This is a genomic window from Nocardioides albidus (genome assembly GCF_006335005.1).
GTDB lineage: Bacteria > Actinomycetota > Actinomycetes > Propionibacteriales > Nocardioidaceae > Nocardioides > Nocardioides albidus.
Map to the genome: position 1 here is coordinate 13695 of NZ_VDMP01000017.1, position 13807 is coordinate 27501.

Annotated in this window: 15 protein-coding genes; 7 read left to right on the forward strand and 8 right to left on the reverse strand. The window is 71.5% G+C overall.

What is annotated here, in order from left to right; translation table 11 throughout:
* Positions 1–1238: M16 family metallopeptidase (locus FHP29_RS04380; RefSeq protein WP_139621764.1), on the forward strand; the 1238-nt coding region annotated here is incomplete at its 5' end.
* An 82-nt stretch (positions 1239–1320) separates the two neighbouring features.
* Here FHP29_RS04380 and FHP29_RS04385 read toward each other — a convergent pair.
* Positions 1321–3072 carry a BCCT family transporter gene (locus tag FHP29_RS04385; protein WP_139621639.1) on the reverse strand — a complete coding sequence of 584 codons (1752 nt, stop codon included), beginning with the start codon at positions 3070–3072 and terminating at the stop codon, positions 1321–1323.
* Positions 3073–3280: 208 nt separating this feature from the next.
* Entirely contained in the window at positions 3281–3796 is a 516-nt protein-coding gene (locus tag FHP29_RS04390; protein WP_139621640.1) for a class I SAM-dependent methyltransferase, read from the reverse strand.
* Positions 3797–3847: 51 nt separating this feature from the next.
* On the opposite strand from FHP29_RS04390, the gene dapB reads away from it, so the two are divergent.
* On the forward strand, positions 3848–4630 hold the full coding sequence (gene dapB, locus FHP29_RS04395; protein WP_139621641.1) for a 4-hydroxy-tetrahydrodipicolinate reductase: 783 nt from the start codon (positions 3848–3850) through the stop codon (positions 4628–4630).
* Positions 4631–4798: 168 nt separating this feature from the next.
* Here dapB and FHP29_RS04400 read toward each other — a convergent pair whose 3' ends face one another.
* Positions 4799–5320, reverse strand: coding sequence for a GNAT family N-acetyltransferase (locus FHP29_RS04400; protein ID WP_139621642.1), 522 nt, complete (start codon positions 5318–5320; stop codon positions 4799–4801).
* A gap of 53 nt (positions 5321–5373) precedes the next feature.
* On the opposite strand from FHP29_RS04400, the gene FHP29_RS04405 reads away from it, so the two are divergent.
* A complete protein-coding gene (locus FHP29_RS04405; protein ID WP_139621643.1) occupies positions 5374–6384 on the forward strand; it encodes an aldo/keto reductase family protein in 1011 nt (336 codons plus the stop codon).
* A gap of 22 nt (positions 6385–6406) precedes the next feature.
* Here the strand turns inward: FHP29_RS04405 and FHP29_RS04410 are convergent, their stop codons facing one another.
* Together FHP29_RS04410 and nadA are read right to left on the reverse strand one after the other, a co-directional pair.
* Positions 6407–6997, reverse strand: a complete 591-nt coding sequence (locus tag FHP29_RS04410; RefSeq protein ID WP_139621644.1) for a DUF3043 domain-containing protein — start codon at positions 6995–6997, stop codon at positions 6407–6409.
* 45 nt (positions 6998–7042) lie between these two features.
* The gene (nadA, locus tag FHP29_RS04415; protein WP_139621645.1) at positions 7043–8227 is read right to left on the reverse strand and encodes a quinolinate synthase NadA; all 1185 of its coding nucleotides are present in this window, start codon (positions 8225–8227) and stop codon (positions 7043–7045) included.
* Between the two features lie 100 nt (positions 8228–8327).
* Here nadA and FHP29_RS04420 point away from each other — a divergent pair, with 100 nt between their 5' ends.
* From FHP29_RS04420 to erpA, 3 genes are all read left to right on the forward strand, one after another.
* Positions 8328–9413, forward strand: coding sequence for a glycerate kinase family protein (locus tag FHP29_RS04420; protein WP_139621646.1), 1086 nt, complete (start codon positions 8328–8330; stop codon positions 9411–9413).
* Between the two features lie 40 nt (positions 9414–9453).
* Positions 9454–10572, forward strand: coding sequence for an NAD(P)-dependent alcohol dehydrogenase (locus tag FHP29_RS04425; protein ID WP_139621647.1), 1119 nt, complete (start codon positions 9454–9456; stop codon positions 10570–10572).
* 71 nt (positions 10573–10643) lie between these two features.
* Complete coding sequence (gene erpA / locus FHP29_RS04430) at positions 10644–11063, forward strand: iron-sulfur cluster insertion protein ErpA (protein WP_240044305.1); 420 nt, start codon at positions 10644–10646, stop codon at positions 11061–11063.
* A 100-nt stretch (positions 11064–11163) separates the two neighbouring features.
* Here erpA and FHP29_RS04435 read toward each other — a convergent pair whose 3' ends face one another.
* Positions 11164–11376 (reverse strand): hypothetical protein, encoded by a 213-nt coding sequence (locus tag FHP29_RS04435; protein WP_139621648.1) that lies wholly within the window; start codon positions 11374–11376, stop codon positions 11164–11166.
* A gap of 138 nt (positions 11377–11514) precedes the next feature.
* On the opposite strand from FHP29_RS04435, the gene FHP29_RS04440 reads away from it, so the two are divergent.
* Entirely contained in the window at positions 11515–12447 is a 933-nt protein-coding gene (locus FHP29_RS04440; RefSeq protein ID WP_139621766.1) for a carbohydrate kinase family protein, read from the forward strand.
* Here the strand turns inward: FHP29_RS04440 and FHP29_RS04445 are convergent.
* Complete coding sequence (locus FHP29_RS04445; RefSeq protein ID WP_139621649.1) at positions 12440–12676, reverse strand: sulfurtransferase TusA family protein; 237 nt, start codon at positions 12674–12676, stop codon at positions 12440–12442. The genes FHP29_RS04440 and FHP29_RS04445 overlap by 8 nt on opposite strands.
* Positions 12673–13791: a cysteine desulfurase family protein gene (locus FHP29_RS04450; RefSeq protein ID WP_139621650.1), complete on the reverse strand. Its 1119-nt coding sequence runs from the start codon at positions 13789–13791 to the stop codon at positions 12673–12675. Before FHP29_RS04450 ends, FHP29_RS04445 begins: the two co-directional genes overlap by 4 nt.
* Positions 13792–13807 lie beyond the last annotated feature (16 nt).

Sequence of the window (13807 nt, forward strand, 5' to 3'; positions counted from 1 at the left end):
CCCGACTGCCCTCCGGGCTGCGCATCGTCACCGAGCAGATGGCCGGGGCCCGCTCGGCGTCCGTCGGCGTGTGGGTGGGCGTCGGCTCGCGTGACGAGACCGTGCGCACCCACGGCGCCTCCCACTTCCTCGAGCACCTGCTCTTCAAGGGCACCGCGGAGCGCTCCGCGCTCGACATCTCGATCGAGCTCGACGCGGTGGGCGGTGAGTTCAACGCGTTCACCGCGAAGGAGTACACCTGCTTCCACGCGCGGGTGCTCTCCGACGACCTCCCGCTCGCGGTCGACGTGCTCGGCGACATGATCACGGGCTCGGTCATCGCGAGCCACGACGTCGACGCCGAGCGCGACGTGATCCTCGACGAGATCGCCATGCACGACGACGACCCCGACGACGTCGTGCAGAACCTGCTCGCCGAGCTCGCCTGGGGCGCCGGCTCGTCGCTCGGCCGCCCGATCGCAGGGACGACCGACTCGATCGAGGCGATGACCCCGGCGCAGATCAAGCGCTTCTACCGCCGCCACTACGTGCCTGCCAACACCGTGGTCTCGGTCGCGGGCGCGCTCGACCACGCGGCCGTCGTACGCGCGGTGAAGAAGGCGTTCGGCCGCCACGATTGGCTCGACGCCCAGGCCTCGCCGGTGCCGCCGAGGTCGACCACCGCGAGGCGGCGCCCCCAGGTCGGCGCCGGGGACGCGCGGGTGGACAAGCCGTTCGAGCAGGTCAACCTGGTCGTCGGCCGCGAGGGGCTCACGCGTGACGACGAGCGGCGCTACGCCCTCGGCGTGCTCAACACCGCCCTGGGCGGAGGCACGTCGAGCCGGCTGTTCCAGGAGGTCCGCGAGCTGCGCGGACTGGCCTACTCGGTGTACTCGTTCGCCAGCCACTACGCCGACTCCGGCCTGGTCGGCGTCGCCGTCGGCTGTCTGCCCGACCGGACCGACGAGGTGCTGGCGGTGGTCCGCGAGCAGCTCGACCTGATCGCCGCGGAGGGGATCACCGAGGACGAGCTCGCCCGCGGCAAGGGCCAGCTCGTCGGCGGGATGATCCTGGGCCTGGAGGACTCCGGCTCGCGGATGATGAGGCTCGGCAAGAACGAGCTCGTCAACGGCGAGGTCCTGGGACTCGACGAGGTGATCGCCCGGATCGAGTCGGTCACCCTCGATCAGGTCCGCGAGATCGCCGCCGAGGTGTTCGGCCGGCCCGAGCTGCTGGCGCTGGTCGGGCCGAGCCGCTAGGCACGCCCAGGCCCTCCGGCGGACGTCATGCGCTCCGTGGGCTCCCGCCCACGGAGCGCATGACGTCAGCGCGCCGTCGCGGTCACTGGTCGGTCCGGTCCGTCCCGTTCTCCGGGGTGACGGGCTCGATCGAGAGTGCGAAGTCGTCACCGTGCTCGGTGACACCGGTGATGACGGCCTGCTCGACCGCCTCCTCGCCGTACCTGCGACGCACCACCATCGGGTCGGTGCGGAGCTCACGCACGAGCGCTGCCGCGAGCCCGATCATGATCACCACGAACGGCAGCGCCGCCACGATCGTGATCGTCTGCAGCCCGGTGAGGGCGTCCTCGCCGCCGGCGAGCAGCATCACCGCGGCCACCGCGCCGGTGGCCACACCCCAGAAGATCACCACGGTGCGCCGGGGCTCCGTCGTCCCTCGCTCCGAGAGGCTGCCCATGACGATGGAGGCGGCGTCGGCGCCGGAGACGAAGAAGATCGCGACCAGGACCATCACCAGCACGCTTGCGACGATCGCCAGGGGGAGGGCGTCGAGGGTCCCGAACAGCTGGGCCTCCAGGCCCCCGGCGTCGGCGATGTCGGTGCCGTCGCGCTGCAGGTCGATGGCGGTGCCGCCCAGGATGCAGAACCAGATCACGCTCACCACGCTCGGGACCAGCAGCACGCCTGTGACGAACTGGCGGATCGTGCGACCGCGCGAGATGCGCGCGATGAACATGCCGACGAACGGCGTCCAGGACAGCCACCAGGCCCAGTAGAAGACGGTCCAAATGCTCAGCCAGGCCTCCGTGTCGGGCCCCTCGGCGCCGGTGCGGGCGGCCATCATCGCCAGGTCCTGCACGTAGCTGCCGAGCGAGGTCGGCACCAGGTTGAGGATGAAGACGGTCGGGCCGACCACGAACAGGAACAGCGCCAGGACGACGGCCAGCACCATGTTGATGTTGGACAGCCACTGGATGCCCTTGGCGACGCCCGAGATCGCCGACAGGACGAAGGCGATCGTGAGCACGGTGATGATCAGCACCAGCGTTCCGTTGCCCAGCGGACCGATGTCTCCCACGATCTCCAGGCCGCTGCTGATCTGCAGCGCGCCCAGGCCGAGCGAGGTGGCCGAGCCGAACAGCGTCGCGAAGATCGCGAACATGTCGATGACCTTGCCCGCGCCGCCGGAGGCACGGTCGCCGAGCAGGGGAGCGAACGCCGCGGAGATCAACTGCACGCGGCCCTTGCGGTAGACGCCGTACGCGATCGCGAGCCCGACGACGGCGTAGATGGCCCAGGGATGCAGCGTCCAGTGGAACATCGTGGTCGCCATCGCGGTCTGCGCCGCCTCGTCACGGCCGCCGGCGCCCGGGGGCGGGCTGACATAGTGCGAGAGCGGCTCGCTCACGCCGTAGAACATCAGACCGATGCCCATCCCGGCGCTGAACATCATCGCGACCCACGACGTGGTCCGGAACTCAGGCTCCTCGTCGTCGCGGCCCAGCGGGATGGTGCCGTACCTGCTCATGGCCAGCCAGATGACGAACACCACGAACCCGCTCGAGGTGAGCACGAAGAGCCACCCCGTGTTGGTCATCACCCACTCCAACGCCTTGCCGGACGCCGTACCGAGGGAGTCGGTGCTCACCAGGCCCCACACGACGAAGGCGATGCTCACCGCCGCGGCGACCCCGAACACGGCCGGGTCCAGGCCCCGCCGGCCGGTCTCGTCCACCTCGACCGCCTGGTCGAGGGCCGGGTGGGGTACGACGTCCGCGGCCGGCGTGCTCAGCGCGTCAGCCAGCTCGGCGGCTCGCGGATGGTGCGCTGGCCTGTTCGTCGTGTCGGTCACATGTGCTCCAGGGTCTCGCAGGGTCAGGACGCATGTCCGTTCCCGGCGGGTTCCCCGAAGGGTGACGGGCCCGGCGTGGTGGCGCGTGGGGCAACCACGCAACCACGGCGGGTTCGCATTTCTCCGAGAAGGCCTGCCCGGAACCGGGCATGCTGCCCCGGCAGGCTAACAGGGGGCGGGTCCAGCCCGGATCCACCGGGGCCCGGGCTCAGCGCCGTCCGATGATCCCGATGACGGGCGGCATCTTGGAGTCCACGATGTAGACGCGGAAGCCCCCGTCGCGCAACTGCTCGGACGCCTTGGCGAGGATGTCCGGGACCTGCTCGGGACGTGAGGTGTCGAAGAACAGGTTGACCGACCCGCCGGGCATCAGCCGCTCGTGGAGCAGCGCGATCTCCTCCTGCGCGTCGCGCACCCAGAACAGGTTGACGTCGAACGCGAACACCTTGGTCAGGCGCTTGACCGGCACCCGCAGGGTGGCCAGGTCGATCTGACGCACGGTGAGCTTTCCGGCGGCGATGTGGTCGGCACAGCGGGCCTTCGTGCGGTCGACACCGGCCTCCGAGCGGTCGATGGCGAACATCTTGCCCTTGCCCTCGAGACGCCGGCAGATGAGCTCGGCGGCCGCGCCGTTGCCACAGCCGATCTCCAGCACGTGGTCGTTGGGCTGGACGTCCATGAAGTCCACCGCCCACCGGATCCGGGCCGGGATCTTGTTCACCATGGGGGTCAGCCTGCCAGAACGCGAGCCCGCGTGACGCACTACCTTGGTGCCGTGAGTTCACGTGTCGCGCGACAGGCCGCAGGAGAGCGGCTCCAGGTGGGTGTCCTCGGAGCCCGGGGCAAGGTGGGCGCCGAGGTCGTCAAGGCCGTCGAGGACGCCGAGGACATGGATCTCACCGTCGGCGTCGACCAGGGTGACCCGGTCTCCTCGCTCGTCGAGAGCGGCACCCGCGTGGTCGTCGACTTCACCCATCCCGACGTCGTCATGGACAACCTGCGCTTCTGCATCGAGAACGGCATCCACGCGGTGGTGGGGACGACGGGATTCGATGACGGGCGCCTCGACACCCTGCGCGGCTGGCTGGCCGACAGTCCCGGCACCGGCGTCCTGATCGCGCCGAACTTCTCCATCGGCGCCATCTTGATGATGCGCTTCTCCGCCATCGCGGCGCCCTTCTTCGAGTCGGTCGAGGTCGTCGAGCTCCACCACCCCACCAAGGCCGACGCCCCGAGCGGTACGGCGCGTCGTACCGCCGAGCTGATCGCCGCGGCCCGCCGCGACGCCGGCAGCCCGCCGATCCCCGACGCCACGAGCACGAGCCTCGACGGGGCGCGGGGCGCCGACGTCGACGGCGTGCGCGTCCACGGCCTGCGGATCCGGGGACTGGTCGCGCACCAGGAGGTCATCCTCGGCGGACTCGGCGAGACGCTCACCATCCGTCACGACTCCCTCGACCGGGTCTCCTTCACCCCCGGTGTGTTGACCGGCGTCCGCAGGATCGGCGACTTCCCCGGGCTCACCGTCGGCCTCGAGCACTTCCTCGACCTCCCCTGACCGCCGAGGTGCCAGGTTGGTACCGCCGAGGTGCCACCTTGGTACCGCCGAAGTGCCAGGTTGGTACCGCCCAGGTGCCAGACCTGGTCCACTGTGCGGGCGTTCTCTGGCACCTCGGAGGTCCGCGACCGGCACCTCGTCGGTCAGGCCGGGCGCACGAGATGGGGATCAGGCCAGGAGAGAGGTGTGCAGCCGGACCTGCTTGAGGGTGGCACCGGACTCGTCGGCCAGCTCGCGGCTCGCGCCGTCGGGCTCCCACCCCGCGCTCGACAGGAACGCGCGGAGCGTGTCGTCCGCGGCGTCGACCCAGCACACCGCCCGGTTGAAGCCGTCGGCCTGGAGAGTGTCGGCGCAGGCCTGCAGGAGCCGCGAGCCGTGGCCGGCGCGGGTGTCTCCCGGACCGACGGTGAACTCGGCCATCTCGCCGTCGACGACGGGGTCGGCGTCGGGATCGTCGTTGGGCCCGGTCAGCGCGAAGCCGACCACGCGGTCGGCGGCCAGCGCGACGAGTGCACGGCGGCGCGCCTCGGGAGGCCGGGAGAGGGACCGGCGCCAGGCCTCGGCAAGGGCGGCAGCGTCCGGGGCCGCGTCGGCGTCGTACCGCTGCTGCCAGGCTCCGAGCTGGACGGTCGCGATCCCGGCGGCGTCCGCCGGCCAGGCGACCCGTACGGAGACGTCAGCGGAGACCATGCCGGTCATCCTGTCAGGGCCCGGAGGTGGCACCGGCCACTAGGGTCGGGGGCATGGAGATTCGCAACCTCGGCGCGAGTGGGCTCCGCATCTCGGCCATCGCCTACGGCAACTGGATCACGCACGGCTCGCAGGTGGAGGAGGACGGCGCGCTGGCCTGCGTGCGTCGGGCCCTCGACGAGGGGATCACGACCTTCGACACCGCGGACGTCTACGCCAACACCGCCGCCGAGACGGTGCTCGGGAGGGCTCTCGCCGGGGAGCGGCGTGAGGGTCTGGAGATCTTCACGAAGGTCTTCTGGCCGACCGGTCCGGGCAAGCACAACGACCACGGGCTGTCGCGCAAGCACATCATGGAGTCGATCGACGGATCCCTGCGGCGACTGGGCACCGAGTACGTCGACCTCTACCAGGCGCACCGCTACGACCACGAGACGCCCCTGGAGGAGACCATGGTCGCCTTCGCCGACGTGGTCCGCTCGGGCAAGGCTCTCTACATCGGCGTCTCGGAGTGGCGCGCGGAGGAGATCCGTGCGGCCGCGGAGCTCGCCCGCGAGCTGCGGGTGCCGCTCGTGTCCAACCAGCCGCAGTACTCCATGCTCTGGCGCGTCATCGAGGCGGAGGTCGTCCCGACCTCGAAGGAGCTCGGCATCGGGCAGATCGTGTGGTCGCCCATCGCCCAGGGCGTGCTGACGGGCAAGTACCGGCCGGGCCAGCCGCCGCCGGCCGGCTCCCGCGCCACCGACGAGAAGGGTGGCGCCAACGACATCAGCCGGTGGCTGCGTGACGACGTTCTCGAGCGGGTCCAGCTGCTGCAGCCGATCGCGGACGAGGTCGGGCTCTCCCTCGCGCAGCTCGCCGTCGCCTGGGTGCTGCAGAACGACAACGTGTCGGCCGCGATCATCGGCGCCAGCCGACCCGAGCAGGTCACCGAGAACGTGAGGGCCGCCGGCATCACGCTGGACGCCGACACGCTCGCCGCGATCGACCGGGCGCTCGACGGCGTCGTCACCACCGACCCCGCCCTCACCCGCTCGCCCCGTCGCTCCGAGGTCCTCGGCTGAGAATGGGCGCCGGGGCGGTCGGCTACCGGTCGTAGTCCTCGGGCAGCGGCTGGCCGATCTTGACCCGGGCCTTGGGCAGGCGCATGAACTTCATCTGCATCGATCGGGTGAGGGCGTAGTAGGTCGTCCCCTTGAGCGACTCGTCGGGGAAGCGCGCCTTCAGCTCCCGGCGCAGGCGGAAGCGGAGCAGCAGCATGTCGGTGACCACGAACAGCACCGTGGCGAGCAGGACCATGCTGCTGGCCTGCACGAGCGCGGAGTTGCCGGTGTAGCCGAGCAGCAGGCCCACGATCATCAGCGGGATGACCATCTCGACGATGGAGAAGCGGCGGTCGACGTAGTCGCGGATGAAGCGACGGACCCGTCCCCTGTCGCGCGGGAGGAAGTAGCGCTCGTCGCCGCTCTTCATGCCCTGGCGGATCTTACGGCTCTCCTCGGCGCGGTACTCACGCTGGCGGCGCGCGGACTCCCTGCGATCGGTGGGCGCCTTCGCACGGGCCTTCGCGGCCGCCTCCGCCTCCTTGCGGGTGGGGGTCGGACGACCCTTGCCGCCGGGCTTCGGCTCGGCAGCGGCCTGCTCGTCGGCAGCGGGGGACTTGGTGCGCTTGAACACGCTCAGGCCTTCCTGACCAGAGGGGAATCGATCGGCTCGGTGCCGTCAGTCACGGTGGGTCTTTCCGGGGAGGTCCAGCATGCGCTGCAGGGCGACGAGCGCCTCGGCCTCGGTCTGCGGGTCGACCTCGATCTGGTTGACGACCACGCCCTCGGCGAGGCTCTCCAGGGCCCACACGAGGTGGGGCAGGTCGATCCGGTTCATCGTGGCGCAGTAGCAGACGTTGCGGTCCAAGAACATGATGTTCTTGTCCGGATGCGTCCTGGCGAGGCGCTGCACGAGGTTGAGCTCGGTGCCGATCGCCCAGCTCGACCCGGCGGGAGCGGACTCGATCGTCTTGATGATGAACTCGGTCGAGCCGACGAGGTCGGCATTGAGGACGACCTCGTGCTGGCACTCCGGATGGACCACGACGTTGAGGTCCGGCACCTTGGCGCGCAGCTCGTCGATGACGTCGGCGGAGAACCTGCCGTGGACCGAGCAGTGGCCCTTCCACAGGATCACCCGAGCGCCGGCGAGCTCCTCGGCGCTCAGGCCGCCGTTGGGCTTGAAGGGGTTCCACACGACGCACTCGTCGAGGGAGTAGCCCAGCTGGAGGACCGCGGTGTTGCGGCCGAGGTGCTGGTCGGGCAGGAACAGGACCTTGGTGTCCCTGTTGTCGGCGCCCTTCTGCTGGAAGGCCCACTCGAGGGCGACCTCGGCGTTGGACGAGGTGCACACCACGCCGCCGTTGCGCCCGCAGAACGCCTTGATCGCGGCGCTGGAGTTCATGTAGGTCACCGGGACGACGGAGTCCTGGATCCCGGCCTCGGCCAGGGCCTCCCAGGCCTGCTCGACCTGGGCGATGCGCGCCATGTCGGCCATCGAGCATCCGGCAGCCAGGTCGGGCAGGATGACCTTCTGCTCCGGCGCGGTGAGGATGTCGGCGGACTCGGCCATGAAGTGGACGCCGCAGAAGACGATGAACTCCGCGTCCGGGCGCGCCGCGGCGTCGCGGGCCAGCTTGAAGGAGTCGCCGGTGACGTCGGCGAACTGGATGACCTCGTCGCGCTGGTAGTGGTGGCCCAGCACGAACAGCCGCTCGCCGAGCTTCTCCTTGGCCGCACGGGCCCGCGCCACGAGATCCGGGTCGCTGGGTGCCGGAAGGTCGCCCGGGCAGTCGACGCCGCGCTCGGAGAGCGCGTCCGTGCCACGGCCCAGCGGCAGCAGCGGGAGGTCCACGGTGGTCATGGGCCCATCCTAGTTTGGGGTGCGCGGACCCTCCCGACCGGCCGAACCGTGGATCCGGCCTTGCCGCACGGCTGCGGCCGCCGTCCACCATGATGAGCGCATGCGCATCCTGGTGGCCCCCGACAAGTTCGCGGGCACGCTCACCGCGGTCGAGGCCGCCAAGGCGATCGCGGCCGGCTGGCGCCGGTACGCCCCGGACGACGAGGTGGTGCTGGCCCCGATGTCGGACGGCGGTCCGGGCTTCGTGGACGTCCTCCACGCCACCCTCGGCGGCGAGCTGCTCGCCGTCGTCGCCGAGGCTCCGCAGGGCCACGAGGTGCCCGCGACCATCCTCCGGGTCGGCGACACCGTCTACGTCGAGAGTGCCCAGGTCTGCGGGGTGCACCTGACCGGGGGCAGGCTCGGCGAGTTCGGTACGACGGTCGGGGTCGGCCGCCTCCTCCTCGAGGCGGTCGACGCGGGGGCCAGCCGGGTGGTGGTCGGGCTCGGGGGCTCGGGCACCAACGACGGCGGAGCCGGTCTGCTGGCGGCGCTGGGAGCCGATGCGGACGTGGCGCTCGACGTGGGCGGGATCTTCCTCGACGGGGTCACCCGGGTCGACCTCAGCATCGCCCGCGGACTGGTGGACGGCGTCGAGATCATCGCCGCGACCGACGTCGACAGTCCGCTCACCGGCCTGTTCGGCGCGAGCAAGACCTTCGGCGCCCAGAAGGGCCTCGACGAGGAGGCCCAGGTCCTGCTCGACGGCTTCCTGGAGAGCTTCGCGGCGGCCACCGACCGGAGGGTGGCGCTCCAGCCGGGGGCGGGCGCGGCGGGCGGCCTGGGGTTCGCCCTCATGCTGCTCGGAGGGGTCCGCGTCTCGGGGATCGAGCTGGTCGCCGAGGCGGTGGGGCTGGCCCGTCAGGCGCGTCACGCCGACCTCGTGATCACCGGGGAGGGTGCCTTCGACTTCAGCAGCCGGGCCGGCAAGGTCCCGGCCGGGGTGGCGGCCGTCGCGGCGGAGGCGCTGCGCCCCTGCGTCGCGCTCGCCGGTCAGGTGCTCGTCGGCTCCCGGGAGATGCGGGCGCTGGGCATGGACGCGGCCTACTCCCTGGTCGATGCGGTGGGGGAGGAGCGCGCGTTCGCCGACCCGGCGGGCGCGCTGGCCGATCTCGCGGCGCGCGTCGCCCGCACCTGGTCGGAGTGAACCGCTCGCGTCGTGGTGGAACGTGTTCTAGATTGCGGTCATGAAGACGACCGCGTATCTCGTCGAGGAGCCGGGCGGCGAGTTCGTCGTCGCCGACGTCGAGCTCGAGGAGCCGCGTGACGACGAGGTGCTGGTCCGCATCGTCGCCACCGGCCTGTGCCACACGGACCTGACCGTCCCGACGATGCTCCCGCAGGAGATGCTGCCGACCGTCGTCGGCCACGAGGGCACCGGCGTGGTGGAGAGGGTCGGCGCCGCAGTCTCCGGCATCGAGGTCGGCGACCACGTCGTGCTCAGCTTCCGCTCCTGCCGCCGGTGCGGGCCCTGCCGGGCCGGCGACGTCGGCTACTGCGAGGAGTCGCTGCTGCTCAACTACATGGGCATGCGCGCCGACGGCTCGACCACCCTGAGCCGCACCCGTGCCGACGGCACCGAGCAGACCGTCTTCGGCAACTTCTTCGGACAGTCCAGCCTCGCCCGCCACGCCCTGGCGTACGCCGACAACTGCGTCGTCGTCGACAAGGCGCTCGACCTCGCGCGGCTGGCCCCCTTCGCCTGCGGCTTCCAGACCGGGGCCGGCACGGTGCTCAACGTCCTCGACCCCGCGCCCGGCGAGAGCATCGTCGTGTACGGCGCGGGCGCGGTGGGACTCGCGGCGATCGCCGTCGCGCGCGGAGCCGGCGTGGAGACCGTGATCGCCGTCGACCCCGTCGCGACCCGCCGCGAGATCGCCGAGGGCTACGGCGCGATCGCTCTCGACCCCGGCGAGGAGGGCGCCGCGCCCGTCGAGGACCGGGTCCGCGAGCTGACCGGCGGCGGTGCGGCGTACGCCATCGACACCACGGCGATCCCGGCGGTGGTGCTGCAGGCCCAGCGCTCCCTGCGCTCGCGCGGCCTTCTGGTCGCGCTCGGCCTGGGGGCGCCGGAGTACACCATCGACGCGATCGACCTGCTCCAGTCCGGGAAGGTCGTGCGCTCCTCGGTCGAGGGGGAGGCCGACCCGCTGGTCACCATCCCCGAGCTGATCGCGCTGCGCGGGGCCGGCAGGTTCGACGTGGACCACCTGGTCACGACGTACCCGTTCGAGAAGATCGCCGACGCCGTGGCCGACGCGAAGGCGGGCACGGTCGTGAAGCCGGTTCTCGTCTGGGGGGAATAACCATCACTGTGCGACCATTGGGCTAGTCGAACACCCTTCGGCTACACAGACTGAGACACCCTGGAGTGAGCATGAGCGACAGCTGCTGCGGAGGCGGCCACAGCCACGAGGCCCCTGGCGCGACCACGACGACCGTCGCGGCCCCGGTGGACTTCGAGCGCCGTGAGGACCAGATCAACCTGAGCCCGGTGGCGGCCACCAAGGTCAAGAGCCTGCTCGAGCAGGAGGGGCGCGACGACCTCTCCCTGCGCATCTCGGTCCAGCCCGGAGGCTGCTCGGGACTGCGCTACCAGCTCTTCTTCGACGAGCGCACCCTCGACGGTGACGTCGTCACCGACTTCGACGGCGTCGCCGTCGTCGTCGACCGGATGAGCGTCCCCTACCTCAACGGCGCGGTCATCGACTTCGTCGACACCATCGAGAAGCAGGGCTTCACGATCGACAACCCCAACGCCACGGGCTCCTGCGCCTGCGGAGACTCCTTCAACTGATGGGTTGAGTTGCCACTTTCTCACCCTTGAATTGCCAGAACCGCACGGGCGACCCGTGCGGTTCTGGCAATTCAAGGGTGAGAAAGTGGCAACTCGACATTCAGTCCAGGTGGAGGTGCAGCGCGTTGGCCAGGCGCTGGGCGGCCTCGGAGATCTCGATCCCGCGCTTGGGGACCTCGCGCCGGCGCTCGTCGAAGTGGATGCTCGGGGCGGGCCGGGTCGCGCGCACCGCGGCCTCCTGGAGGCGGTGGCTGACTGCCTGGCAGTCGGCGTGCAGGTCGGCGGGGCTGGCGATCTCTTCGTACGACGACATGTTCTCGACGCTAGGCGTTACTTCCGGGTAGACCCAGGCGAGAACGTCGACACGCGGTCCCCTCGGTTAGCCTTCGGTCTCGTGACTGCACCCACGGGCTCCCTCCTGATCGCCGGCTCGATCGCCACCGACCACCTGATGACCTTCGGCGGCAGGTTCGCCGACTCGCTGGTCGTCGATCAGCTCGACAAGCTGTCGGTCTCCTTCCTGGTCAACGACCTCGAGATCCGCCGTGGCGGCGTCGCCCCCAACATGTGCTTCGGCCTGGCCCGGCTCGGCCTGCGCCCGGTGCTCGTCGGCGCGGCCGGCGAGGACTTCGCCGACTACCGCTCCTGGCTCGAGCGCAACGGCGTCGACTGCGACTCCGTCCACATCTCCGAGTCCAAGCACACCGCACGCTTCGTGTGCACCACCGACAGCACGATGGCCCAGTTCGCCTCCTTCTATCCCGGCGCGATGAGCGAGGCGAGCCAGATCGAGCTCCTCCCGATCGTCGAGCGGGTCGGCGCGCCGACGTACGTCCTGATCGGCGCCGACGACCCCGACGCCATGAAGCGCCACACCGAGGAGTGCCGTCAGCGCGGCTACGCCTTCATCGCCGACTGCTCCCAGCAGCTCGCGTTCGCCGAGGGCGACCTCATCCGCGACCTGATCGACGGCGCCGCCATCTTGTTCTCCAACGAGTACGAGTCGCACGTCATCGAGAAGAAGACCGGCTGGTCGGCCGAGGAGGTCCTGTCCAAGGTGGGCCTCCAGGTCACCACCCTCGGCAAGGACGGCGTGCGCGTCACCTCCGCCGACGGCACCTCGTTCGAGGTGCCGGCCGCCAAGGACGTCGCGGCCGTCGAGCCGACCGGCGTCGGCGACGCCTTCCGCGGCGGCTTCCTGGCCGCCCTGTCGTGGGGTACGTCGCTCGAGCGGGCCGCCCAGGTCGGCTGCGTCCTCGCCGCCTACGTCGTCGAGACGGTCGGCACCCAGGAGTACGACTTCACCCACGAGCAGTTCGTCGCCCGGGTCCGCGACTCCTACGGCGACGAGGCGGCCGACGAGGTCGGCAAGCACCTCAGCTGACGCGACGCACCACGTAGCGGGGAGCGCCGTCCTCGGCGGCCTCCTCGCCGACGTACTCCTGACCCCGCATCCGGCACCACGCCGGCACGTCGTGACGCGCGGCCGGGTCCCGGGCGACCACGGCGAGCAGGTCGCCCACCTCGACCGACGGCAGTGCCCTCGCCAGCTCGATGATCGGGCGGGGGCAGGGCAGGTCGCGGCAGTCGATCTCGACGGCGGGAGCGGTCACAGGCCGGCCTCCGCCCGGATGCGGCCCACCTCGTCGGCCAGGGCCGCGCAGAACCCCGCCACCTGCTCGGCGGTCGTGTCGCGGCCGAGCGAGACCCGCACGTTGCCGTGGGTCAACGCCCCCATCGCGGCGAGCACATGGCTCGGCTCGAGCGTCGAGGCGGTGCACGCCGAGCCGCTCGCGACGGCGTACCCGCGCCGGGCGAGGGCGGAGACGATCTCGTCGCCACCGACGTAGAGGCACGAGAAGGTCACCAGGTGGGGGAGGCGCGCGACCGGGTCGCCGACCACCTCGGTGTCGGGCAGGGCCGCGGCCGTCGCGCGGATCCGGTCGACCAGCGCGTGCTGGCGCGCGGCGACCTCCTCGCGCTCGCCGAGCACGGCCTGGAGGGCGGCCGCAGCCGCGAGCGCGGCCGGGACGTCGGGGAACCCGCCGGCCTGGTCGAGGCCGTCGTCGCCGGGGAAGGGGTTGGTCCAGCGCGTGCCGCGACGCACGACGAGCACGCCGACCCCGGCCGGACCGCCCCACTTGTGGGCCGACGCGGTCAGCGCGTCCCAGCGCCGGGGGAGGTGCACGTGCCCGACCGCGGCCGCCGCGTCCACCAGCAGGGGTACGCCGGCCGGCAGGTCGAGCTCGTCGACGGGCTGCAGCGTCCCGACCTCCTGGTTGGCCGCCTGTAGTGCGACCGCGCCGACCCCTGACCGGGCCGCCGCCGCGGCCATCGCCCGCGGGTCGACCCGGCCGGTCGCGTCGACCGGGACCCGGGCGTGAGCGGGAGAGGGGCGCCAGTCGACGGCGTGCAGGACCGCGGAGTGCTCGACCGCGCCGTGCACGATGCCGTCACGACCCGTGGCCGCCGTGAGGCCGAGGAGGCCCCGGTGCACCGCGTCCGTGCCGGACGCCGTGAAGGCCACCTCGTCGGGCCGCGCGCCGAAGCATTCGGCGACCACCGCCCGAGCGTTGTCGAGGAGCAGCCGGGCGTCGCGCCCGGCGCCGTGGAGGCGCCGCGGGTCGCCGTACCCGCGCTCGAGGGCGGCCAGCAAGGTGTCTCGCGCCGCCGGGTGGAGCGGCGTCGAGGAGGCCGAGTCCAGGTAGACCTCGGAGGTGCGGCTCACGACCCGACCCTAGACG